Origin of the sequence: Pseudomonas sp. SWRI77 (genome assembly GCF_014269105.1) — a bacterium.
GTDB lineage: Bacteria > Pseudomonadota > Gammaproteobacteria > Pseudomonadales > Pseudomonadaceae > Aquipseudomonas > Aquipseudomonas capeferrum.
On record NZ_JABWRV010000003.1, the window covers coordinates 89023 to 112309 of the forward strand.

Annotated in this window: 19 protein-coding genes and 4 tRNA genes; 20 read left to right on the forward strand and 3 right to left on the reverse strand. The window is 64.0% G+C overall.

Annotated features, from left to right (window positions below; genetic code table 11):
* The first annotated feature begins 40 nt into the window (after positions 1-40).
* The 18 genes from leuB to HU766_RS04350 all read left to right on the forward strand — a co-directional run bounded on the left by leuB (position 41) and on the right by HU766_RS04350 (position 17118).
* Positions 41-1123, forward strand: a complete 1083-nt coding sequence (leuB, locus tag HU766_RS04265; RefSeq protein ID WP_186653861.1) for a 3-isopropylmalate dehydrogenase — start codon at positions 41-43, stop codon at positions 1121-1123.
* A 63-nt stretch (positions 1124-1186) separates the two neighbouring features.
* Positions 1187-2299, forward strand: coding sequence for an aspartate-semialdehyde dehydrogenase (gene asd / locus HU766_RS04270; RefSeq protein WP_186653863.1), 1113 nt, complete (start codon positions 1187-1189; stop codon positions 2297-2299).
* Positions 2300-2450: 151 nt separating this feature from the next.
* Entirely contained in the window at positions 2451-3455 is a 1005-nt protein-coding gene (locus HU766_RS04275) for an aspartate-semialdehyde dehydrogenase (protein ID WP_186653865.1), read from the forward strand.
* Between the two features lie 70 nt (positions 3456-3525).
* Positions 3526-6291 (forward strand): FimV/HubP family polar landmark protein, encoded by a 2766-nt coding sequence (locus HU766_RS04280; RefSeq protein WP_186653868.1) that lies wholly within the window; start codon positions 3526-3528, stop codon positions 6289-6291.
* Positions 6292-6419: 128 nt separating this feature from the next.
* The gene (truA, locus tag HU766_RS04285) at positions 6420-7277 is read left to right on the forward strand and encodes a tRNA pseudouridine(38-40) synthase TruA (protein ID WP_033700536.1); all 858 of its coding nucleotides are present in this window, start codon (positions 6420-6422) and stop codon (positions 7275-7277) included.
* A 60-nt stretch (positions 7278-7337) separates the two neighbouring features.
* Entirely contained in the window at positions 7338-7958 is a 621-nt protein-coding gene (locus tag HU766_RS04290; protein ID WP_186653871.1) for a phosphoribosylanthranilate isomerase, read from the forward strand.
* Positions 7959-8176: 218 nt separating this feature from the next.
* Positions 8177-9070 carry an acetyl-CoA carboxylase, carboxyltransferase subunit beta gene (accD, locus tag HU766_RS04295; protein WP_033700534.1) on the forward strand — a complete coding sequence of 298 codons (894 nt, stop codon included), beginning with the start codon at positions 8177-8179 and terminating at the stop codon, positions 9068-9070.
* Positions 9070-10356: a bifunctional tetrahydrofolate synthase/dihydrofolate synthase gene (gene folC / locus HU766_RS04300; RefSeq protein WP_186653873.1), complete on the forward strand. Its 1287-nt coding sequence runs from the start codon at positions 9070-9072 to the stop codon at positions 10354-10356. The genes accD and folC overlap by 1 nt, the downstream gene beginning before the upstream one ends.
* A gap of 4 nt (positions 10357-10360) precedes the next feature.
* Positions 10361-11020 (forward strand): SPOR domain-containing protein, encoded by a 660-nt coding sequence (locus HU766_RS04305; protein ID WP_186653875.1) that lies wholly within the window; start codon positions 10361-10363, stop codon positions 11018-11020.
* 121 nt (positions 11021-11141) lie between these two features.
* On the forward strand, positions 11142-11699 hold the full coding sequence (locus HU766_RS04310) for a CvpA family protein (protein ID WP_033700530.1): 558 nt from the start codon (positions 11142-11144) through the stop codon (positions 11697-11699).
* A 42-nt stretch (positions 11700-11741) separates the two neighbouring features.
* On the forward strand, positions 11742-13247 hold the full coding sequence (gene purF / locus HU766_RS04315) for an amidophosphoribosyltransferase (protein ID WP_033700529.1): 1506 nt from the start codon (positions 11742-11744) through the stop codon (positions 13245-13247).
* 15 nt (positions 13248-13262) lie between these two features.
* Positions 13263-14474 carry an O-succinylhomoserine sulfhydrylase gene (locus HU766_RS04320; RefSeq protein WP_186653877.1) on the forward strand — a complete coding sequence of 404 codons (1212 nt, stop codon included), beginning with the start codon at positions 13263-13265 and terminating at the stop codon, positions 14472-14474.
* Positions 14471-15244: an SDR family oxidoreductase gene (locus tag HU766_RS04325; RefSeq protein WP_186653879.1), complete on the forward strand. Its 774-nt coding sequence runs from the start codon at positions 14471-14473 to the stop codon at positions 15242-15244. Before HU766_RS04320 ends, HU766_RS04325 begins: the two co-directional genes overlap by 4 nt.
* A 260-nt stretch (positions 15245-15504) precedes the next feature.
* Positions 15505-15580: transfer RNA gene (locus HU766_RS04330), tRNA-Val, on the forward strand.
* Positions 15581-15660: 80 nt separating this feature from the next.
* Positions 15661-15737 (forward strand) — tRNA-Asp (locus HU766_RS04335).
* 101 nt (positions 15738-15838) lie between these two features.
* Positions 15839-15915: transfer RNA gene (locus HU766_RS04340), tRNA-Asp, on the forward strand.
* Positions 15916-16056: 141 nt separating this feature from the next.
* Positions 16057-16133, forward strand: a tRNA-Asp gene (locus tag HU766_RS04345).
* Between the two features lie 187 nt (positions 16134-16320).
* The gene (locus HU766_RS04350) at positions 16321-17118 is read left to right on the forward strand and encodes a DUF2242 domain-containing protein (protein WP_186653881.1); all 798 of its coding nucleotides are present in this window, start codon (positions 16321-16323) and stop codon (positions 17116-17118) included.
* Between the two features lie 266 nt (positions 17119-17384).
* Here the strand turns inward: HU766_RS04350 and HU766_RS04355 are convergent, their stop codons facing one another.
* Entirely contained in the window at positions 17385-18425 is a 1041-nt protein-coding gene (locus HU766_RS04355) for an AraC family transcriptional regulator ligand-binding domain-containing protein (RefSeq protein ID WP_186653883.1), read from the reverse strand.
* A gap of 4 nt (positions 18426-18429) precedes the next feature.
* Positions 18430-19548, reverse strand: coding sequence for a nitrilase-related carbon-nitrogen hydrolase (locus HU766_RS04360; protein ID WP_186653885.1), 1119 nt, complete (start codon positions 19546-19548; stop codon positions 18430-18432).
* 189 nt (positions 19549-19737) lie between these two features.
* On the opposite strand from HU766_RS04360, the gene HU766_RS04365 reads away from it, so the two are divergent.
* Together HU766_RS04365 and HU766_RS04370 are read left to right on the forward strand one after the other, a co-directional pair.
* A complete protein-coding gene (locus HU766_RS04365) occupies positions 19738-21774 on the forward strand; it encodes an NADPH-dependent 2,4-dienoyl-CoA reductase (RefSeq protein WP_186653887.1) in 2037 nt (678 codons plus the stop codon).
* A gap of 80 nt (positions 21775-21854) precedes the next feature.
* Complete coding sequence (locus tag HU766_RS04370) at positions 21855-22748, forward strand: pyridoxal-phosphate dependent enzyme (protein ID WP_186654223.1); 894 nt, start codon at positions 21855-21857, stop codon at positions 22746-22748.
* Here the strand turns inward: HU766_RS04370 and HU766_RS04375 are convergent.
* The gene (locus HU766_RS04375) at positions 22739-23284 is read right to left on the reverse strand and encodes a cytochrome b (RefSeq protein WP_033700521.1); all 546 of its coding nucleotides are present in this window, start codon (positions 23282-23284) and stop codon (positions 22739-22741) included. The two genes, HU766_RS04370 and HU766_RS04375, sit on opposite strands and share 10 nt — an antisense overlap.
* Positions 23285-23287 lie beyond the last annotated feature (3 nt).

The window sequence follows — 23287 nt, forward strand, 5'->3', positions numbered from 1 at the left end:
GGCCGAGCTGGCCGCAGCGCTTGAATGGATAGAGGAAAGCATGAGCAAGCAGATTCTGATTCTCCCAGGTGATGGCATCGGCCCGGAAATCATGGCCGAGGCGGTCAAGGTGCTGGAGCTGGCCAACGACAAGTTCCAGTTGGGCCTGAGCCTGGCGCACGACGTGATCGGTGGCGCGGCCATCGACAAGCATGGCGTGCCGCTGGCTGACGAGACCCTGGAGCGTGCGCGCCAGGCCGATGCCGTGCTGCTGGGCGCCGTGGGCGGCCCGAAATGGGACAAGATCGAGCGTGACATCCGCCCTGAGCGTGGCTTGCTGAAAATTCGCTCGCAACTGGGCCTGTTCGCCAACCTGCGCCCGGCCATCCTCTACCCGCAACTGGCCGATGCGTCCTCGCTCAAGCCAGAAATCGTCTCGGGCCTGGATATCCTCATCGTCCGCGAGCTGACCGGTGGCATCTATTTCGGTGCGCCACGTGGTCAGCGTGAACTCGAAGGTGGCGAGCGCCAGGCCTACGACACACTGCCCTACAGCGAAAGCGAAGTGCGCCGTATTGCCCGCGTCGGTTTCGACATGGCCCGTGTGCGCGGCAAGAAGCTGTGTTCGGTGGACAAGGCCAACGTCCTGGCTTCGAGCCAGCTGTGGCGCGAAGTGGTCGAAGACGTGGCCAAGGACTACCCGGATGTCGAACTGAGCCACATGTATGTCGACAACGCTGCCATGCAGTTGGTCCGCGCGCCCAAGCAGTTCGACGTGGTAGTGACCGACAATATGTTCGGTGACATTCTGTCGGATGAAGCTTCCATGCTGACGGGTTCCATCGGCATGCTGCCTTCGGCGTCGCTGGATGCCGACAACAAAGGCATGTACGAGCCGTGCCACGGCTCGGCGCCAGACATCGCCGGCCAGGGCATCGCCAATCCGCTGGCGACCATCCTGTCGGTGTCGATGCTGCTGCGTTACAGCTTCAACCAGCAGGCTGCAGCAGAGGCCATCGAGCAGGCCGTCAGCCTGGTGTTGGACCAAGGTTTGCGCACCGGTGACATCTGGTCGGCCGGCTGCGACAAAGTAGGCACGCAGGAAATGGGCGACGCAGTAGTCGCAGCGCTGCGGAATCTGTAATCTCTCTGGCCCGCCACCGTTTTTGGTCGGTGGCGGCCCACTTTTAGCAAAGGTGTAGTTGCGATGAAACGTGTAGGTCTGATCGGTTGGCGCGGTATGGTCGGTTCCGTGCTCATGCAGCGGATGCTGGAGGAGCAGGATTTCGACCTTATCGAGCCGGTGTTCTTCACCACCTCCAATGTCGGTGGCCAAGGCCCGAACGTGGGCAAGGATACAGCTCCGCTCAAGGACGCGTATTCGATTGAAGAACTCAAGACCCTCGACGTGATCCTGACTTGCCAGGGCGGCGACTACACCAACGAGGTCTTCCCCAAGCTGCGTGAAGCTGGCTGGCAGGGTTACTGGATCGATGCCGCCTCGTCCCTGCGCATGCAGGATGACGCGGTCATCATCCTCGACCCGGTCAACCGCAAGGTCATCGACCAGCAGCTCGATGCCGGCACCAAGAACTACATTGGCGGCAACTGCACGGTCAGCCTGATGCTGATGGGCCTGGGCGGCCTGTTCGAGGCCGGCCTGGTCGAGTGGATGAGCGCCATGACCTACCAGGCAGCTTCCGGTGCCGGCGCGCAGAACATGCGTGAGCTGATCAAGCAGATGGGCGCCACCCACGCGGCCGTGGCCGATGACCTGGCCAACCCGGCCAGCGCCATTCTGGACATCGACCGCAAGGTTGCCGAGACCATGCGCGGTGAAGCGTTCCCCACCGAGAACTTCGGTGTGCCGCTGGCCGGCAGCCTGATTCCGTGGATCGACAAGGAGCTGCCGAACGGGCAGAGCCGTGAAGAGTGGAAGGCCCAGGCCGAAACCAACAAGATCCTCGGTCGTTTCAAGAACCCGATCCCGGTCGACGGTATCTGCGTGCGCATCGGCGCCATGCGATGCCACAGCCAGGCGCTGACCATCAAGCTGAACAAGGACGTGCCGCTGGCCGACATCGAAGGCATGATCAGCCAGCACAACCCATGGGTGAAGCTGGTGCCGAACCAGCGAGAGATCAGCATGCAAGAGCTGACCCCGACCAAGGTCACCGGTACCTTGAACATTCCGGTGGGTCGCCTGCGCAAGCTGAACATGGGCTCGCAGTACCTGGGTGCGTTCACCGTGGGTGACCAGCTGCTGTGGGGCGCCGCCGAACCGCTGCGCCGCATGCTGCGGATTCTGCTGGAGCGTTGATCGCTCTGGTTTGACCGAAAACCCGCGCTGGCGACAGCGCGGGTTTTTTTATGGTGGGTTACGCCTGGTGGCAAACGAATGGCTGTGTTGGCCTCGTCGGGGCAATGCGAGTAAAGTGCCGCTCCCCGTTTCGCCTGAGGCAGCCCGTAGCATGAACCCTTCTCTCGATATCGCCGTCGTCGGCGCCACCGGCAGCGTCGGTGAAACCCTGGTACAGATTCTCGAAGAACTGGCGTTCCCGGTCGCCACCTTGCACCTGCTGGCCAGCATGGAGTCCGCAGGCAGCAGCGTGATGTTCGCCGGCAAAAAGCTCAAAGTCCGCGAAGTGGACAGCTTCGATTTCGCCCAGGTCAAGCTGGCCTTCTTCGCCGCAGGCGCGGCGGTCAGCCGCAGCTTCGCCAGCAAGGCCCTGCAGGCAGGCTGCACGGTCATCGACCTGTCCGCCGGCCTGGACGATGCCCTTGCCGTGGTGCCTGAAGCCAATGCCGAACGCCTTGCCGGCTTGACGCTGCCTGCACGCATTGCCAGCCCTAGCAGCGCAGCCGTTGCCCTGGCCGTTGCGCTGGCACCGCTCAAAGGCTTGCTGGACATCGAACGGGTTCAGGTGATGGCCGCGCTGGCGGTGTCCGCGCAGGGGCGCGAAGCGGTCAGCGAACTGGCCCGGCAGACCGCCGAGCTGCTCAACGCCCGCCCCCTGGAGCCGCGCTTCTTCGACCGCCAGATGGCGTTCAACCTGCTGGCCCAGGTCGGCGCCGCCGACGAACAGGGCCACACCGCGCTGGAGCGGCGCCTGGTCAGCGAATTGCGCGTGCTGCTCGGGCAGCCTGAACTGAAGATTTCGGTGAACTGCGTTCAAGTCCCGGTGTTTTTCGGCGATAGCTTCAGTGTGGCTGTGCAGAGCCGTCGCCCGGTCGACCTGGCTGCGGTCAACCAGGCCCTGGAGTCTGCCGACAGCGTCGAGTTGGTGGAACGCGACGATTATCCGACCCCGGTTGGTGACGCAGTAGGCCAAGACGTGGTCTATGTTGGTCGTGTACGCCATGGTGTCGATGAAGACCAGCAGCTCAACCTCTGGCTGACCACCGACAACCTGCGCAAGGGCGCGGCGCTCAATGCTGTGCAGGTGGCACAATTGTTGATTAAAGACAGGCTGTAAAAGATACTGCGAGCACTTTTGTCCTGCTCTGCATGCAGGTTTCGGGACGATTCATACAAGGGAAGAGGTCATGCTTCGAATTCGCAAACTGGTTCTGGCCATGGCGGCTGCCTCGGCGCTGTCGTCGGGTATGGCCAATGCCCTGGGCCTGGGGGAGCTGACTCTCAAGTCGGCACAGAATCAGCCGCTGGACGCCGAGATCGAATTGCTCGATGTGCGCGACCTCACTGCCGCCGAGGTGGCGCCAAGCCTGGCGCCGCCGGAAGAGTTCAGCAAGGCGGGGGTGGCCTTTCCGACTTACCTCGAAGACCTGACGTTCACACCGGTGATCAACCCCAACGGCAGGAGCGTGCTGCGCGTCACTTCCAGCCAGCCGCTGCCGGGCTCGGTGGTCAAGTTCCTGGTCCAGGTGATGTGGCCGCAAGGGCGACTGCTGCGCGACTACAGCGTCCTGCTCGACCAGGCCAAGGCGCAGGGCAAGCAACCGGCGGCGGCCAATGTGGCGCCGGCGGTGACGGGTGCGAGCAACTACACCACCCAGCGCCGCGACACCTTGTGGCAGATTGCCGCGCGCAACAGCCAGGGCGGTTCGATACAGCAGACCATGATCGCGATCCAGGCGCTGAACCCGGACGCCTTCATTGGCAACAACATCAACCAGTTGAAGGTTGGCCAGGTACTGCGCCTGCCCGATCAGCAACAGGTGCAGAACATCCCTCAGGGCGAAGCGGTTCGCGACGTGGCCGAGCAGTATGCGGCCTGGCGTGAGGGCCGGCGCCTGGGGCCGCGTGCCCGCCAGCTCGACGCCACCCGCCGTGGTGCTGCCGACGCGGCGCCGGAGCGCATTGCCCAAGGTGACAACCTGCGCCTGGTCAGCCCCGGCAACCAGGCTGGCGCAGGGCAGGCCAAGGCGCTCAATGACAAGCTGGCCGTGGCCCAGGAAAGCCTCGACACCAGCCGCCGTGACAACGATGAGCTCAAGAGCCGCATGGCAGACTTGCAGAGCCAGCTGGACAAGCTGCAGCGTCTGATCGAGTTGAAGAACAACCAACTGGCCCGCCTTGAAGCCCAGGGCGCAGCCGGCACGGCCCCGGTCGCCGCCGCGCTGCCAGGCGAGCCAGCACCCACGAAACCGGCGGCAAATGCCCAGCCAGTGGTCAAGCCTGCGCCGGCCGCTGTCGACACCGCGCCGAAAAACGTGCCTGCCGCCAATGCTGCGCCGGCTGCCCAGCCGCGCGGCGCCTTCGACGATGTGCTCGGCAACCCCTTGATGCTGTGGCTGATTGCAGGGTCTGCGTTCCTCGTGCTGCTGCTTCTGCTGGTGCTCTTGATGCGCAAGCGCAAGGCTCAGGAAGAGGCAGAGAAACACCTGCGCATGGCGCGGGCCTTGGCTGAGGAAGAGCAGGGTGCGGGGCTGGACATGGCCTCCGACAGCTTTGAAGGCCTGGATGTTACGGCACCGAGCGTCACGCTGTCGCCAGCCGTGGTCGCGGCCTCCGCCGCAGCTGCCGCCGCCGCGGAAAAACCTGCGGCCCCGGTCACCGAGCCTGTGCTTGAGCCCGACGCCACTGCCGCGCTGCTGGCCGAGGTCGAGCAGAGCGTTGAAAGCGGCCGTCTGAATCATGCCGCCGAGCTGCTCGAAACCGCCCTCGCCGCAGAGCCCGGCCGTGATGAGCTGCGCCTGAAGCTGATGGAAGTGTATGCCCGCCAGGGTGATCACAGTGCGTTCGTCGAGCAGGAGCGTGTGCTGCCGGCCACCGAACAGAACGTGGCTCAGGTTCAGGAAATCAAAGGCCGCTTCCCAGCCATGCTGGGTGTGGCCGCCGCCGGTCTGGGCGCGGCAGCGCTGGCTGCTGAAATGGATGAGCAGTACGTGCAGGGCCTGCTGCAGGACCCGCCTGAGGCACCGGTGGTTGAAGACGTTGTTTCCGAGGGCATGGCAGAGCAAGCGCTTGAGCCTGAGCCAGAAGACGAACCAGCGGTACTGGAGCAGCCCGATTCGGTCGCTGAGGCAGCGCTGGATGACATCGTCGAGCCTGAAACCGAGGCCTTTAGCGAAATGCCTTCGCTTGAGGAATCGGACCTGGACAGCGCCTTCGATCTGAGCCTTGACGAAGACCTGCCCGAGGAAGATCCACTGGCAGCGCCGCTGTTGGACGAGCCGGTACTGGACGAGACTGTACTGGATGAATCGGTGCCGGATGAGCCCGTACTGGACGAGGTGCAGGTAGAGCAACAGCCGGCCGTCGTGGATGCCGAGCTGCAAGCCGAAGCCGAAGCCGATGCTGATTTCGAAGCGATGCTGGCGCAGGCCGAGCCGCAGCCGGTTGCGGACCTGGACGACTTCGACCTTGATGTCAGCGAGCCGGTTGCCCCGGCTGTCGCCGATGAAACCCCGGTGGATGTCGCCGCCGAACTGGCCGCCTTCGACAGCGTGCCGGAGTTCGAGCCGATCTCCGAGCTCGACCTGCCGTCCGATTTCGACCTGTCGCTGTCGCTGGACGACGATTCGCCGGCCGCGAAAAGCTTTGCTTCGGAGCTGGACGACGTCAACGCAGAGCTGGACAAGCTGTCGCAGAACCTCGAGTCGCCTTCGCTGGAGCCGCACTTCACCACTGAGGATGCAGTGGCGCAGCCGGAGCCCGAGCCGCTGGATGACCTGGACTTCGACTTCTTCTCTGGCAGTGACGAAGTGGCCACCAAGCTCGACCTGGCGCGTGCCTACATCGACATGGGCGACCACCAGGGGGCGCGTGACATCCTTGATGAAGTGGTCAAGGATGGCGACGGGACCCAGCGTCAGGAAGCCGAGGAGCTGTTGTCCCGGTTGGTCTGATTCTACTGCTGAAGCGTTGTCGCCGGCGTGTCGGCGACAGGGCCATGACAGGCGTTACCCCCAACGGCAGCCCAACAGGGCTGCCGTTGTCGTTATAATCCCGCCATTGCGTATTCACCACAGGTTTCATGCTCTTGGACATCATCGACACCGCCGCCGAATCCGCGGCCGAAGGCTACTCCCGTATCGCCCTGGGCGTGGAATACAAGGGCTCGCGCTATCGCGGCTGGCAGCGCCAGGCCAGTGGTGTGCCCAGCGTCCAGCAAGCCCTCGAGCAGGCCTTGTCGAAAGTGGCGAACGAGCCTATCTCGGTGATCTGTGCCGGGCGCACCGACGCCGGGGTACACGGCTGCGGGCAGATCGTGCATTTCGATACGCGCGCCATCCGCGACGAACGCGCCTGGACCCTGGGTACCAATTTCAACCTGCCCCACGACATCAGTGTGGTCTGGTCGCGCCCGATGCCGTCAGACTTCCACGCCCGGTTCAAGGCCACGGCGCGGCGTTACCGCTACGTCATCTACAACGACCCGATCCGCCCGGCACACCTGGCCGAGGAGGTGACCTGGAACCACCGCCCGCTGGATGTCGAACGCATGGCCGAAGCCGCCGCGTTCCTGCTGGGCACCCACGACTTCAGCGCCTTCCGCGCCAGCCAGTGCCAGGCCAAGTCGCCGATCAAGCACATCCATCACCTGCGCGTTACCCGCCATGGCCAGATGATCGTGCTGGACGTGCGTGCCACGGCGTTCCTGCACCACATGGTGCGTAACATCGCCGGTGTCTTGATGACCATTGGCGCGGGCGAGCGGCCAGCCACCTGGGCACGTGAGGTGCTGGAGGGGCGCAATCGCCGTGAAGGCGGGGTGACGGCGCATCCGTACGGCCTGTACCTGGTGCAAGTGGAATACCCCGAAGCCTTCCAATTGCCCAAGCGTTACATCGGCCCACACTTTTTGACCGGCTATGAGGCATTGGCTGACTGACGGACGAAAAGTCATTTGCTAACATCCGGCCTTTCACCGCAATAGCAGGGTTCGCAGTCCATGAGCAACGTTCGCAGCAAGATCTGCGGTATTACCCGCATCGAAGACGCGCTGGCTGCCGCCGAGGCGGGGGCTGATGCCATCGGCTTCGTGTTCTACGCCAAGAGCCCGCGCGCCGTGGACGTGCGCCAGGCGCGTGCGATCATTGCCGAGCTGCCGCCATTCGTGACCACGGTCGGGCTGTTCGTCAACGCCTCGCGCTGCGAGCTGAACGAGATCCTCGAAGTGGTTCCGCTGGACCTGCTACAGTTCCACGGCGACGAAACCCCGCAAGACTGTGAGGGTTACAACCGCCCCTGGATCAAGGCCCTGCGGGTGCGCCCAGGCGATGACCTGGAGGCGGCCTGTCGGCTTTACGCTGGCGCCCGGGGTGTGCTGCTGGACACCTACGTGCCCGGCATACCTGGGGGCACTGGCGAGGCCTTCGACTGGTCGCTGGTGCCGGCACGCCTGAGCAAGCCGATCATCCTTGCCGGTGGGTTGTCTGCACAGAATGTCGGCCAGGCCATTGCCCAGGTGCGGCCTTATGCGGTGGATGTCAGCGGCGGGGTGGAACAGGCCAAGGGCATCAAGGATGCGGCGAAGATCGAAGCCTTCATGCGCGCGGTGAAACAGGCGTGACAGTGGATGTGACGGTTGGCGGCGCACCATCGTCCATAGCTATCGCAGCCCCAACGGGGCGGCCGTCGGTGCGACGGTCGAACAATACATTAACGGTGGAGCGGCGCGCAGGAAGCCCCGGCGGCCGGTCCATCATCGTTTCATAAAAGATATTGAGCTCAAGGGCAGGGCAGGCCGGTCACGCTGGCCCCCGCCCGCCGATACTGGAGAAAGAAAGCATGAGCAACTGGTTAGTCGACAAACTGATCCCTTCGATCATGCGTTCCGAGGTGAAAAAGAGCTCGGTGCCTGAAGGCCTGTGGCACAAGTGCCCGGCTTGCGAGGCCGTGCTGTATCGTCCGGAGCTGGAAAAGACCCTGGATGTCTGCCCCAAGTGCAACCACCACATGCGCATCGGCGCACGTGCGCGTATCGACATCTTCCTCGACGCCGAAGGCCGTGCCGAACTGGGCGCCGAGCTGGAGCCGGTCGACCGCCTGAAGTTCCGCGATGGCAAGAAGTACAAGGACCGCCTCACCGGTGCGCAGAAGCAGACCGGCGAGAAAGACGCCCTGATCTCCATGAGCGGCACCCTGATGGGCATGCCAATCGTGGTCAGTGCGTTCGAATTCTCCTTCATGGGCGGCTCCATGGGTGCCATCGTCGGTGAGCGTTTCGTGCGCGCCGCCAATTACGCCCTGGAAAACCGCTGCCCGATGGTCTGTTTCTCGGCCTCTGGCGGTGCGCGCATGCAAGAAGCGCTGATCTCGCTGATGCAGATGGCCAAGACCTCGGCCGTGCTGGCGCGCCTGCGTGAAGAAGGCATCCCGTTCATTTCGGTGTTGACCGACCCGGTCTACGGCGGCGTTTCCGCCAGCCTGGCGATGCTCGGCGACGTCATTGTCGGCGAGCCAAAGGCACTGATCGGTTTTGCCGGCCCCCGCGTGATCGAGCAGACCGTGCGCGAGAAGCTGCCAGAAGGCTTCCAGCGCAGCGAGTTCCTGTTGGAGCATGGCGCCATCGACCTGATCATCTCCCGTGGCGAGCTGCGCCCGCGTCTGGCCCGCCTGCTGGCGCAGATGACCGGCCAGCAAACTCCGGAGCAGGCACGTGAGGCGGCTGCGGTCGCGTGATGAAACAAAGATCCCTGGGCGAATGGCTCGCCTACCTCGAACAGTTGCATCCATCGGCCATCGACATGGGCCTGGAACGTTCGCAGAACGTGCTTGCCCGCCTTGCGCTGGGCAAGCTGGCGCCGCGCGTGGTAACCGTCACCGGTACCAATGGCAAAGGCTCCACCTGTGCCTTCGTCGCTGCGATGCTGCGTGCCCAGGGGCTCAAGGTTGGCGTGTACAGCTCGCCGCACCTGTTGCGTTACAACGAGCGGGTGCTCATCGATGGCCAGGAGGCCAGTGATGAGCGCCTGTGCGATGCCTTCGCCGCCGTCGAGGCGGCGCGGGGCGAAATTTCCCTGACCTATTTCGAGATGGGCACCCTGGCGGCGTTCTGGTTGTTCTACCAGTCGAAGCTGGATGCCGTGGTGCTCGAAGTGGGCCTCGGTGGCCGTCTGGACACCGTGAACGTGGTCGATGCCGACCTGGCGCTGGTAACCAGTATCGGCGTCGACCATGTCGACTACCTGGGTGATACCCGTGAGTGCGTCGCCTTCGAGAAGGCCGGTATCTTCCGCGCCGGCAAGCCGGCGCTGTGTGGCGACCTCGACCCGCCGCAGCCCTTGCTGGACAAGGCACAGGAGCTGGCAGCGCCGTTGTACTTGCGTGGCCGTGATTTCGACCTGGCAAGCAGCGACGCTGCCTGGCACTGGCGCGGGACCACGGCCGAAGGTGGCCGGGTAGAGCTGCGCGATCTGCCATTGCTCGACCTGCCCATGGAAAACGCCACCTTGGCCCTGCAGGCCTATTTGTTGATGGGCCTGCCATGGGATGCCGGGCAAATCCGCCAGGCATTGCTCGATACCCGCATCACCGGGCGCCTCGATCGCCGCCAACTGAACTGGCAGGGCACGCCGGTGGAGTTGCTGCTGGATGTGGGGCATAACCCGCATGCCGCCGCCTACCTGGCGCGGCGCCTGGCCGCTCGACCGCCTAAGGGGCGCCGCCTGGCGGTGTTCGGCCTGCTCGCTGACAAGGACCTGCAGGGCGTTGTCGAACCCTTGCAGGGGCTGGTCGATGACTGGGCGGTGGCACCACTGGATACACCTCGCAGCCGTCCGGCCGCAGAACTGGCGAATGCCTTGACGAACCTCGGCGCCTCGGTGAAGTCTTATGCCAGCGTCGACGCCGCCCTCGAAGGGCAATGCGCGCAGGCGACGGCGGATGACCAGATCCTGCTGTTCGGTTCGTTTTTCTGTGTCGCCCAGGCCCTGGAGTGGTTGGCGCGGCAGGCCCCGGAGGGTTGAGTAGATGGCAGTGCTGGATAAAGGGATGAAACAGCGCATGGTCGGTGCGTTGGTGCTGGTGGCGCTGGCGGTGATCTTCCTGCCGATGCTGTTCACCCGCGAGGACGAGATGCGCCAGGTACGGGTTGAAGCCCCGCAGGCACCGGCCATGCCGAGCCTGCCCGAGGTGAAGGTGGAGCCGGTCGCCGTGCCGGAACCTCAGGTCATTCCTGAGGAGCCACAGCAGCCCCCGGTAGTGATCGACGAGGCTACTGCGCCAGCGAGCACGCCAAGCCAGCCGATCACGCCGTCGCCACAGACCCAGGCCCAGGCCGCCAAGCCGTCAGTGCCCGCACAGAAGGTGGAAACCAAGCCCGCCGCTGCGCCGGCGCCTGCCGTCGCAGTAGCCAAGCCCGCAACGCCGTCCAAAATCGACGTCAATGGGTTGCCGGTGAGTTGGTCCATCCAGCTGGCCAGCCTGTCCAACCGCGCGGGGGCAGAAAGCCTTCAGCAGACCTTGCGCAGCCAGGGCTACAACGCCTACATCCGCTCTGCAGGCGGTATGAACCGGGTGTATGTCGGGCCGCTGATCGAACGCGCCGAGGCCGAGCGTGTGCGTGATGCAATCAACCGCAAGCACAGCCTCAAAGGCTTCGTGGTGCGTTTCCAGCCTGAACGCGGTTGATGGTGCCAGCGCGGTCCGCTCCCACAGGTATCGCGCAGTTGCTGATCGGCCCGACATTCCGCTTACTCCCAGCCCGCTGCTCTGATAAAATGCGCCGCCTCAAACGTCTGTAGGCGGCACCGTGGCATTTACCTGGGTTGATTGGGCGATCATTGCGATCATCGCCGTCTCCACACTGATCAGTCTCAAGCGCGGCTTCGTCAAGGAAGCCTTGTCCTTGCTCATCTGGATCATTGCCGGTGCGGTTGCCTGGATGTTCGGTGGCTCGCTCTCGGTGTATCTTGAAAGCTATATCCAGACACCGTCGATGCGTACCATCGCCGGTTGCGCCATTCTATTTGTCGCCACCCTGCTGGTGGGGGCCATGATCAACTTCCTCATCGGCGAGCTGATCCGCGTGACCGGGCTGTCCGGCACCGATCGTTTCCTCGGCATGGCCTTCGGCGCCGCGCGGGGGGCTTTGCTGGTGGTGGTGGCCATCGGGCTGCTCAGCCTGGGGCCGGTTCAACAAGACACCTGGTGGCAGGAATCACGCCTGATACCACAATTTCTCTTGGTCGCTGACTGGTCGAAAAACCTGATTCTCGGTTTCACCAGCCAGTGGATGTCCAGTGGGGTGATCAGCACACCGGCTGATCTCCCGTTCAAGGAACAGTTGCTCGGGCCTGCAAAGCCCTGAGCGCTATTCACTCAAGTTTCGTCAAAGTAGGGGTTGCGTCGCATGTGTGGCATCGTCGGTATCGTCGGTAAGTCGAACGTCAATCAGGCGCTGTATGACGCGCTTACGGTCCTCCAGCACCGCGGCCAGGACGCTGCCGGTATCGTGACCAGCCATGACGGCCGGTTATTCCTGCGCAAGGATAATGGCCTGGTGCGCGACGTCTTCCAGCAGCGCCACATGCAGCGCCTGGTGGGCCACATGGGCATCGGCCACGTGCGCTACCCGACCGCGGGCAGCTCGACCTCGGCCGAGGCCCAGCCGTTCTACGTCAACTCGCCGTACGGCATTACCCTGGCGCACAACGGCAACCTGACCAACGTCGAGCAGTTGGCCAAGGAGATCTACGAGTCCGACCTGCGCCACGTCAACACCAACTCCGATTCGGAAGTGCTGCTGAACGTGTTCGCCCACGAGCTGGCCGTGCGCGGCAAGCTGCAGCCAACCGAAGAAGACGTGTTCGCTGCAGTTTCCCACGTGCACAGCCGTTGCGTCGGTGGCTACGCGGTGGTGGCGATGGTCACCGGCTACGGTATCGTCGGTTTCCGTGACCCGAACGGTATTCGCCCAGTGGTGTTCGGCCAGCGCCACACCGACGAAGGCGTGGAGTACATGATCGCTTCCGAAAGCGTCGCCCTGGACGTGCTCGGCTTTACCCTGATTCGCGACCTGGCGCCGGGCGAAGCGGTGTACATCACCGAAGAAGGCCAGCTGTACACCAAACAGTGCGCGAAGAGCCCGAAACTGCAGCCGTGCATCTTCGAACACGTCTACCTGGCCCGCCCGGACTCGATCATGGACGGCGTCTCGGTGTACAAGGCGCGCCTGCGCATGGGTGAGAAGCTGGCCGAGAAGATCCAGCGCGAACGCCCAGAGCACGACATCGACGTGGTCATCCCGATCCCGGACACCAGCCGCACTGCGGCCCTGGAGCTGGCTAACCACCTGGGCGTCAAATTCCGCGAAGGCTTCGTCAAGAACCGCTACATCGGCCGTACCTTCATCATGCCCGGCCAAGCCGCACGCAAGAAGTCGGTGCGCCAGAAGCTCAATGCCATCGAGCTGGAATTCCGCGGCAAGAACGTGATGCTGGTGGACGACTCGATCGTGCGCGGCACCACCTGCAAGCAGATCATCCAGATGGCCCGCGAAGCGGGCGCCAAAAACGTCTACTTCTGCTCTGCAGCCCCTGCGGTGCGCTACCCCAACGTCTACGGCATCGACATGCCGAGTGCTCACGAACTGATCGCCCACAACCGCACCACCGACCAGGTGGCCGAGTTGATCGGCGCCGACTGGCTGATCTATCAGGACCTGCCTGACCTGATCGAATCGGTCGGTGGCGGCAAGATCAAGATCGAGCACTTTGATTGCGCGGTGTTCAACGGTGAGTACGTCACCGGCGACATCGACGCGGCCTACCTCGAGCGTATCGAGCAGGCCCGTAATGACCTGGCCAAGGTGAAGACCCAGGCGGTCAGCGCGATCATCGACCTCTACAACAACTGATTAGGGAGCGACGGCATGACGGATCAATGGGATGCCGGGCGCCTGGACAGTGACCTCGAGGGTGTCGGTTTCGACACCCTGGCGGTGCGCGCCGGGCAACACCGTACACCGGAGGGCGAGCACAGCGAAGCGATGTTCCTGACCTCCAGCTATGTGTTTCGTACGGCCGCCGATGCGGCGGCACGCTTTGCTGGCGAAGCGCCGGGTAACGTCTATTCGCGTTACACCAACCCGTCCGTGCGCGCCTTCGAGGAGCGCCTGGCGGCCATGGAAGGCGCCGAACAGGCCGTGGGCACCTCCACCGGCATGGCGGCAATCCTGGCGGTGGTGATGTCGCTGTGCAGCGCGGGCGACCATGTACTGGTATCGCAGAGCGTGTTCGGCTCGACCATCAGCCTGTTCGAGAAGTACTTCAAACGCTTTGGTGTGCAGGTGGACTACGTGCCGCTGGTCGACCTTGGCGGTTGGGAAAAGGCCATCAAGGCCAATACCAAGCTGCTGATCGTCGAGTCGCCGTCCAACCCGTTGGCCGAGCTGGTCGATATCGCCGCCCTCAGTGAAATCGCCCACGCCGGTGGTGCCATGCTGGTGGTGGACAACTGCTTCAGCACCCCGGCGCTGCAGCAGCCGCTCAAGCTTGGCGCTGACATCGTGTTCCACTCGGCGACCAAGTTCATCGACGGCCAGGGCCGTTGCATGGGCGGCGTGGTGGCGGGGCGTAGCGAGCAGATGAAAGAAGTGGTGGGCTTCCTGCGTACCGCAGGCCCGACCCTCAGCCCGTTCAACGCCTGGATCTTCACCAAAGGCCTGGAAACCCTTCGTTTGCGCATGCGTGCGCACTGCGAGAGCGCCCAGGTACTGGCCGAATGGCTGGAGCAGCAGGACGGCATCGAGAAAGTGCATTACGCCGGCCTGCCAAGCCACCCGCAGCACGCGCTGGCCAAGCGCCAGATGAGCGGCTTTGGCGCCGTGGTGAGCTTTGAGGTGAAGGGTGGCAAAGAGGGCGCCTGGCGCTTTATCGACGCCACGCGGATGATCTCGATCACCACCAACCTGGGCGACAGCAAGACCACCATCGCCCACCCGGCCACCACCTCCCACGGCCGTCTGTCGCCGCAGGAGCGTGAAGCGGCGGGTATCCGCGACAGCCTGATCCGCGTTGCCGTGGGCCTGGAAGATGTCGCTGACCTGCAGGCTGACCTTGCACGCGGGTTGGCGGCACTGTGATTGAAATCAGAGGCGGTGCACCGGGCCATAACGGTCGGGTAGCCCTGGTGACCGGTGCCGCTCGCGGTATCGGCTTGGGGATTGCCGCCTGGTTGATCTGTGAAGGCTGGCAGGTGGTGCTAAGCGACCTGGACCGCCCGCGTGGGGCCAAGGTAGCCAAGGCGTTGGGTGACAACGCCTGGTTCATCACCATGGACGTTGCCGACGAGGCGCAGGTCAGTGCCGGGGTGTCCGAGGTACTGGGGCAGTTCGGGCGGCTGGACGCGCTGGTGTGCAATGCAGCGATCGCCAACCCGCATAACCAGACGCTGGAAAGCCTGAGCCTGGCGCAATGGAACCGGGTGCTGGCGGTCAACCTCAATGGCCCGATGCTGCTGGCCAAGCATTGTGCGCCGTACCTGCGTGCGCACAATGGGGCGATCGTCAACCTGACCTCGACCCGTGCGCGGCAATCCGAGCCTGACACCGAGGCCTACGCGGCGAGCAAGGGCGGCCTGGTGGCTTTGACCCATGCCTTGGCCATGAGCCTGGGCCCGGAGATTCGCGTGAATGCGGTGAGCCCGGGCTGGATCGATGCGCGTGACCCTTCCCAGCGCCGTGCCGAGCCGTTGACCGAAGCCGACCATGCCCAGCACCCGACGGGCAGGGTAGGGACGGTGGAAGACGTTGCGGCGATGGTGGCCTGGCTGCTGTCGCGGCAAGCGGCGTTCGTCACCGGCCAGGAGTTTGTGGTCGATGGCGGCATGAGCCGCAAGATGATCTACACCTGAGCTGTAACACTATGAGTTGTAAAGGAAAGGGGCCGAGAAGGCCCCTTTTTTGTTTTTTCGGTGGCGCCTATGCCAGTGGTGTAGCGATGGCAGCAGGCTTACCCTTGAACACGCCAACAGGAACAACCCAAATGGCACAGGGTGTGGAAACCGCTTTTTTGCCTTTTTTGAAAAAAATTCAATGGGGGTATTGACTTAGCATCGGTACCTGCGTAAATTTCGCGGCCTCAGCGAAGCAAACGCAACAAGCAACATCGCGGGGGTGATTAGCTCAGCCGGGAGAGCATCTGCCTTACAAGCAGAGGGTCGGCGGTTCGATCCCGTCATCACCCACCACTTCCTGAGCGTTCCTGACGCAAGACGCTTCGAAAGAAGCCGACCGCCAGAGAGGAACAAGGCCTGATAAGCCACTATGCGCAGCGGTAGTTCAGTCGGTTAGAATACCGGCCTGTCACGCCGGGGGTCGCGGGTTCGAGTCCCGTCCGCTGCGCCACTTTTTAGTAACAGATGGGTGCCTTGCACCGGTCTGAGACCGAAAGGCAAATATGCCTGAGGTCGATCCCAGTTTCAATCGGGCGCAAGCCTGAATGATACGCAGCGGTAGTTCAGTCGGTTAGAATACCGGCCTGTCACGCCGGGGGTCGCGGGTTCGAGTCCCGTCCGCTGCGCCATCTTCGCTTCGAGGCCCCTTGAACGCCTCGAAGCAACAAAAAGAGCGATCAACGTGTCGCTTTTTTTGTGCCTGATAAAACTGTGCCTCTGGCCAGTAAGCAGGCAAAACAGGTTTCACCGGGCGCAAGCCCAAGCGATACGCAGCGGTAGTTCAGTCGGTTAGAATACCGGCCTGTCACGCCGGGGGTCGCGGGTTCGAGTCCCGTCCGCTGCGCCATCTTCGCCTCGAGGCCCTGAACACCTCGAAGCAACGAAAAAAGCGACCTTAGGGTCGCTTTTTTCGTTTTCACGGCCTGCTTGGCCACCTTTACACGAAGCTGACAGACTCTTCACGGATGAACGGTTTCAGTGTCTGTGCGCGCTGATGCACAATAGGCACCTTCTCGACTTACCCGGAATTCGCAATGACCAGATCATCCGTCTTTGGTGCGCTCGGGCTGGCCCTGGTGCTGGCGGGCGTGACCGGTTGTTCCTCGAAAAAAACGGCCATCTACGAGCACGAGAACTTCGACGACTCGGGGACGTTCTCGCGCAGCTTTCCGGTGACCGATGCCGGCTCCTGCGAGGCCGCTCGCCGTGCCTTGCTCAGCCAGGGCTATATCATCACCAGCAGCGGTGCCAACCAGGTTACCGGCAACAAGAGCTTCCAGCAGAACAGCGAAAACCACCTGCAGATCAGTTTCAACGTCACCTGCGCGCCAGACGTGAGCGACGAACAGCGTTCGACCATGTTCGCCAACGCCCTGCAGGATCGCTACAGCCTGAAGAAGTCCAATACCTCCGCCAGCCTGGGTGTGGGCGTGCTGGGTTCGGTGTCGATGCCGATCGGTTCGAGTGACGACTCGATGGTCAAGGTGGCCAGCGAGACGGTGACTGCGGCGCAGTTCTACGACCGGTATTTCGCACTGGTGGAGAGCTATCTGCCCAAGCCCAAGAAGGTCAGCAAGGCCAAGGTCGAGCCTGACGCGCCTGCGCCGAAGGTAGAAAAGCCCGCCGTTGACCTGGGGCTGCCAGAGCAGGCGGCTGCCGCCCCAGCAGCGGTTCCCGCGGCCGCCCCAGCGCCTGCCGCCGTTGCCCCGGCCGCCGAGGTGCCAACGGCGCCTGTGGTCAATGACAGCCAGGGCTCGCAACCTGTAGCACCGCCGGCAGAACCGGCACCGATCCAGGCGCAACCTGCTGAAGCCCCGCCGGCCACCCTCTGAGCCTCTTTGCGCCTGCGGCTACGCGCGGGCACAGCACACATTCCCTGTTACAGACGGGCGGCGATAGCGCGCTCGATACCTGCTACGTTTACTTCTCATGAGCTTGTCATCATTCCTTCACCCAACCTGCTTAGGTTGAAGGCGACACCTACGAAGACAGATGAGAAAAGAGGACGCAGGGCAATGGACGAATATCAGGAAGAGCTGCTCGAGTTCCAGGCATACGAACTGGATACCCCGGAACCTGCCGAGGACGCCACCGAGCTTTAGCCGGCCTGCCGCTGACTGCGGCGAAACTCCCCCGGCGTGAGGCCGGTCCAGCGCTTGAATGCGCGCTGGAAAGCCTCTGCCGAAGCAAACCCCAGCAGATAAGCGATTTCGCCGAAAGCCAGCGCCGTGTCACGGATGTAGGTTTCGGCCAGGTCGCGCCGTGTCTCGTTCAGCACGTCGCGAAAGCGCGTGCCCTCCTCAGCCAGCTTGCGCCGCAATGTCCAGGTGGGCAGTTGCAGGCTCTGGGCCACTTCGTCCAGGTCCGGTTCGCGGCCGCCATTGAGTAACGGGCCAAGCAGGTGCGTGATGCGTTCACCCAGGCTGCGTACCCGTGTGCGCTGGAGCAACTCGGCTTCGCAGAGTTGCAGCAGGTGCTGCCAGGTGCTCGGGCAATGCTGCGGGTTGGCTATCTGTAGCGTGGCGCGGCTCAGGCGCAGTTGATTGCCAGCGGCTGCGAACTGCACCGGGGTACAGCACAGCGGCTGATACTGAGTGGCATAGTCGGGCGCTGCAAATTCAATATCCAGCCGTTCGGCCTGCAGCATGGTGCCTGTCAGGTCGCCCAGTTGTGCCAGCCAGCCGGCGAGCAACGAATCGACCACGAAACGGTTGTACGTGTTGTACGGGCTGATGGAGTAGAAGCGCAGCCAGGCGCCCTGGGCATCTTCCTGAAAGCTTGAGTGGCCTCGGTAGTTGGCAGCGTACAACGGCTCGAAGCGCAGCAAGGTGCGCGCCGCTTCGCCCAGGGTGGGCGCCTGGGCCGCCGTGATGCCCGCCAGGCCGGCATGGGCCAGGCGGCTGAGGCGCCCCATGTGCAGGCCCAGGGCTGGGTCTGCGCAGAGCGCGATGGCGGCATGCCCAAGGTGCATGTAGCGGGGGATCGACAAGCGTGCGCCCGCTTCGGCCAGGCGCGCAGCATCGAGGCCATAGCGCTGCAGCAGGGGCGCTGGGTCGTGGCCCAGCGCGCGCACAGCCTCGGCCAATGGCTGGACGAAGCCTACCGACAAGTCACCCAGGCGCACGCGGGGGCGGGCCACGGGGTCACAACCACAGGTTCAGCAGGCGGGCGCCCTGGCTAGGGTTGCCCGCCAGCAGTTCGCCCGATTGATGGGCAAAGCCCTGGCCGTCGCCGGCCTGCTCCCAGAACTGCCCGCGCATGAACACGCTCATGCTGCTGACACCTGCGCCAGCCGCCTGGGTCAGGCGCTGCCAGGCGGTTTGCTCGCTTACCTCGCCACGCTGCAAGGCAAGCCCGGCCGCCGCTTGCTGGTGGCGGTTGCCGCGCCAGGGCGCCTGCCAGCTACCTTTGCCGCTGAGGAACACCGGGTTGGCGATCAGTTGGACCGACTGTTGCTCCAGTTGCTGGTGGTTTTCCGGGTACCAGCTGTCACTGCCGATCAGTACACCGAGGCGCCCGGCGGGGGTTTGCAGGACCTGCAGCGGGTGCTGGCGGCCATCATGGATGTAGCGGCGCATTTCGCTGTCTGGGTACTGCTGGCGCTGGGGCTGGCCCAGCAGCGAGCCGTCGCCGGCAAACACCACGCTGCTGTTGTACAGCGGGCCACTGCCGGCGTGCAGCACGCCCTGTTTGACATAAGGGGCAGGGAGCACGATAGAGCCAGCCACCAGGGTTACCCCAAACTCCTTGGCCAGGCCACCGAACAGCTGCTGATAGTCGGCGGCCATCTGCTCGGCCTTCATGCGCAGGTGCGCGTCGGTGCGCCAGTCGTCGGCGTTGGCGCGCAGCATCGCCAGGCCATAGCGCAGCGGGTTGCTCAGCTCCAGCCATTGCAAGGCCTCGCGGCTCTGCGTGACCTGGTACAGCTCGTTCTTTTCGCCGCGCGCCCACAGCCAGGTGCCGATGTGCTCTGGCAACACCACCACCGTGCGTGGGCCAACCAGCCCCTGCATTCGGGCCTGCTGCAGATAGGCCGAGAGCTTGCGGTGCAGGCGCTGCAGGTTCTGGTAGTCACTTGGGTAAAGCAGCGGCTCGACGCCCAGCAGGTTGCCGTGTTCGCCCGGCACGCCATGGTTGAGCGCGAGCTCGATGCGCAGGTCGGACAGGTAATGGCCTTCCGGGCGCTGCTGGGTCCAGAAGCCGTAGCCGCACACGGCGGCGATCATCACCAGCGCCAAGGCGCTTGCCAGGAGTTTTCGCATGAAGCGGTACTGCGCCTTGGAAGTCAGAGTTGTCTAGGGTAGCCGTGCTGTGAGGCAGGATCAATAAGTTGTCAGTTTCGATCATTGAGCCTGTTCAAACGCCTGTTTAATGTCATCGGCAGATAAACGACGGGCCCGCCGGCTGGCGAGGTACCCGCATTCCGTGATCACGCCACATGGGGACCTTCCATGGCTGCCGACCTTTATCCGCACCTGCTCGCACCGCTCGACCTCGGCTTCACCACCTTGCGCAATCGCACCCTGATGGGCTCGATGCACACCGGCCTTGAAGAGCGGCCCGGTGGTTTCGAGCGCATGGCGGCCTATTTTGCCGAGCGCGCCCGGGGTGGCGTCGGCCTGATGGTCACCGGCGGCATCGCGCCCAATGATGAAGGTGGGGTCTATTCTGGCGCCGCCAAGCTCAGCACCGAAGAAGAAGCCGACAAGCACCGCATCGTGACTGACGCGGTACACGCCGCGGGCGGCAAGATCTGCCTGCAGATCCTGCATGCCGGGCGCTACGCCTACAGCCCGCGCCAGGTCGCGCCGAGTGCCATCCAGGCACCGATCAACCCGTTCAAGCCCAAGGAGCTGGACGAAGCGGGCATCGAGAAGCAGATCGCCGACTTCGTCAATTGCGCCGTACTGGCCCAGCGTGCGGGCTACGATGGCGTCGAGGTAATGGGTTCGGAAGGCTATTTCATCAACCAGTTCCTCGCTGCCCACACCAACCACCGCACCGACCGCTGGGGTGGTAGCTACGCCAACCGCATGCGCTTGGCCGTGGAAATCGTCAGCCGCGTACGTGAGGCCGTGGGCCCGAACTTCATCATCATCTTCCGCCTGTCGATGCTCGATCTGGTCGAGGGTGGCAGCACCTGGGATGAAATCGAGCTGTTGGCCAAAGCCATCGAGCAGGCCGGTGCGACCCTGATCAACACCGGCATCGGTTGGCACGAGGCGCGCATCCCGACCATCGCCACCAAGGTGCCGCGTGCGGCGTTCAGCAAGGTCACCGCCAAGCTGCGGGGGGCGGTGAACATTCCGCTGATCACCACCAACCGTATCAACACCCCGGAAGTGGCCGAGGCGGTGCTCGCCGAAGGCGACGCCGATATGGTCTCCATGGCGAGGCCGTTCCTGGCCGACCCGGACTTCGTCAACAAGGCCGCCGCCGGGCACGCTGATCAAATCAACACCTGCATCGGCTGCAACCAGGCCTGCCTGGACCACACCTTTGGCGGCAAGCTGACCAGTTGTCTGGTCAACCCGCGCGCCTGCCACGAGACTGAGCTCAACTACCTGCCTGTGCGCGCGGTGAAGCGTATTGCCGTGGTCGGTGCAGGCCCAGCCGGCCTGGCGGCCGCCACTGTGGCCGCTGAGCGTGGCCACCAGGTGACGCTGTTCGATGCCGCTGGCGAGATCGGTGGGCAGTTCAACGTGGCCAAGCGGGTGCCGGGCAAGGAAGAGTTCTTCGAGACCCTGCGCTACTTTGCCAACAAGCTCAGCAGCACAGGCGTGGACGTGCGCCTGAACACCCGCGTCGATGTACAGGCGCTGGTGGACGGCGGCTTCGACGAGGTCATCCTGGCCACGGGTATCGCGCCACGCACCCCAGCGATCCCGGGGGTGGAGCACGCCAAGGTGCTCAGCTACCTGGATGTGCTGCTCGAACGCAAGCCGGTCGGGGCGGCCGTCGCGGTGATTGGGGCCGGCGGTATCGGTTTCGATGTGTCCGAATACTTGGTGCATCAGGGTGTGGCCAGCAGCCAGGACCGTGACGCGTTCTGGCAAGAGTGGGGCATCGACACCCAGCTTGAGGCCCGCGGTGGCGTGGCCGGAATCAAGGCCGCGCCGCACGCGCCGGCACGCCAGGTGTACCTGCTGCAGCGCAAGGCGTCCAAGGTAGGTGACGGTCTGGGCAAGACCACCGGCTGGATCCACCGCGCGGGGCTGAAGAACAAACAGGTGCAGATGCTCAATGGCGTTGAATACCTGAATATCGACGACGCCGGTTTGCACATTCGTGTCGGCGGCGGTGAGCCGCAACTGCTGGCGGTGGACAACGTGGTGATCTGCGCCGGGCAAGAGCCGCTGCGTGAGTTGTACGACGGGCTGGTGACCGCAGGGCAGTCGGTGCATTTGATCGGCGGCGCGGACGTGGCAGCGGAGCTGGATGCCAAGCGGGCGATCAACCAAGGCTCGCGCCTGGCTGCCGAGCTTTGATAGGGCCGGGGGCTGCTTTGCGGCCCCCCGCTGTTTCACTGATAGACTGATGAATCAGCCTCAGGCCCCGATCCATGTCCATCGATTTCTTGAACCTCCCCCAGGCCCCTCTGCACCCCCTGACCCTGCCTTGGCTACAAAACGCCAATGTCGAAGCTGCCATCTTGCGCCTGGACCTGATCGACCCCCTGATCAGCGGCAACAAGTGGTTCAAGCTGCGCCACCACCTTGCACAAGCCCATGAAGCAGGCGCCCCCGGCCTGATCAGCCTGGGCGGTAGCCACTCCAACCACTTGCACGCCCTGGCCGCCGCCGGCAAACGGTTTGGCTTCGCCACCGCCGGCTTGCTGCGTGGCCATGCCCAGGACACCCCGACGGTGCGTGATCTGCAGACGCTGGGCATGCACGTGCACTGGCTGGGCTATGGTGGCTACCGTGCTCGCCATGAAGCGGGGTTCTGGCAACCCTGGCAGGCACGTTACCCCGGCTGGCACTGCATCCCCGAAGGCGGTGGCGGCATGGCGGGCGCGCAAGGCTGCGGTTTGATCGTCGAGCAAGCGCGTGCACAGCTCGCCGGCATCGGTTGGGACGATTACAGCGCCTGGTGGCTGGCCGTGGGTACCGGTACCACGCTGGCTGGCCTGGTGCTGGCAGAGGCCGGCGCGCATGACGTGCACGGCGCGCTGGCGGTGCCAGGCGATCATGGCGTGGCGGAGAATGTGAGCCAACTGGTCGGCGACAGTGGTTATAGGCTGCACGATGCCAGCCGGGGCGGCTTTGCCCGGGTCGACGACGAACTGTTGGGGTTCATCGACGCCTGCGAGCGCAGCACCGGCGTGCCGCTCGAAGCGCTCTACACCGGCAAGGCCTTGCTGGCGCTGCGTGAGCAGGTCGAGGCCGGCGTATTCCCGCCCGGCACCCGCCTGCTCGTGCTGCACACCGGTGGCCTGCAAGGCCGACGCGGTTACTTGTAGGGCAGCATGCGCAGCAGCGTGTTGTCGCGTTGCACGTAGTGGTGATACAGCCCGGCCAGCGCATGCAGGCCGATCAGCCAGTAACCCCAACTGCCGACGCGCTCATGCCAGCCTTTGATGAACTTGGCTTGGTCCGGGTCTGCGCCGATCAGGTGGGGCAGCTCGAGGCCATAGAAGGGTACCGGCTTGTCGGCGGCGCTGAGAATCAGCCAGCCGGCCAGGGGCAGGCCGATCATCAACAGGTACAGTGCCAGGTGCATCAGGTGGGCAAGGCCGGTCTGCCATGCAGGGGGCTTGGGCAGAATGGGCGGGGTGGGGCGGCTCAGGCGTACCGCCAGGCGCAGCCAGACCAGCACGAACACCGTCAGGCCCAGCATGAAGTGCAGGTCCTTCATCAGGTTGCGCTCAGCGCTGTCCTTGGGGAACAGGCCGCGAAACTCGATGCAGGCATAGACGGCGGCCAGCAGCACCAGCATCAGCCAGTGCAGGGCGATGGACAGGCGCGCGTAATGAGGCGTCGGGGTGAGTGAAACCATGCT

Coding starts and splice junctions, on each gene's coding strand:
- leuB (WP_186653861.1), top strand. CDS start 41: ATGAGCAAGCAGATTCTGATTCTCCCAGGTGATGGCATCGGCCCGGAA.
- asd (WP_186653863.1), top strand. CDS start 1,187: ATGAAACGTGTAGGTCTGATCGGTTGGCGCGGTATGGTCGGTTCCGTG.
- HU766_RS04275 (WP_186653865.1), top strand. CDS start 2,451: ATGAACCCTTCTCTCGATATCGCCGTCGTCGGCGCCACCGGCAGCGTC.
- HU766_RS04280 (WP_186653868.1), top strand. CDS start 3,526: ATGCTTCGAATTCGCAAACTGGTTCTGGCCATGGCGGCTGCCTCGGCG.
- truA (WP_033700536.1), top strand. CDS start 6,420: ATGCTCTTGGACATCATCGACACCGCCGCCGAATCCGCGGCCGAAGGC.
- HU766_RS04290 (WP_186653871.1), top strand. CDS start 7,338: ATGAGCAACGTTCGCAGCAAGATCTGCGGTATTACCCGCATCGAAGAC.
- accD (WP_033700534.1), top strand. CDS start 8,177: ATGAGCAACTGGTTAGTCGACAAACTGATCCCTTCGATCATGCGTTCC.
- folC (WP_186653873.1), top strand. CDS start 9,070: ATGAAACAAAGATCCCTGGGCGAATGGCTCGCCTACCTCGAACAGTTG.
- HU766_RS04305 (WP_186653875.1), top strand. CDS start 10,361: ATGGCAGTGCTGGATAAAGGGATGAAACAGCGCATGGTCGGTGCGTTG.
- purF (WP_033700529.1), top strand. CDS start 11,742: ATGTGTGGCATCGTCGGTATCGTCGGTAAGTCGAACGTCAATCAGGCG.
- HU766_RS04320 (WP_186653877.1), top strand. CDS start 13,263: ATGACGGATCAATGGGATGCCGGGCGCCTGGACAGTGACCTCGAGGGT.
- HU766_RS04350 (WP_186653881.1), top strand. CDS start 16,321: ATGACCAGATCATCCGTCTTTGGTGCGCTCGGGCTGGCCCTGGTGCTG.
- HU766_RS04360 (WP_186653885.1), bottom strand. CDS start 19,548: ATGCGAAAACTCCTGGCAAGCGCCTTGGCGCTGGTGATGATCGCCGCC.
- HU766_RS04365 (WP_186653887.1), top strand. CDS start 19,738: ATGGCTGCCGACCTTTATCCGCACCTGCTCGCACCGCTCGACCTCGGC.
- HU766_RS04375 (WP_033700521.1), bottom strand. CDS start 23,284: ATGGTTTCACTCACCCCGACGCCTCATTACGCGCGCCTGTCCATCGCC.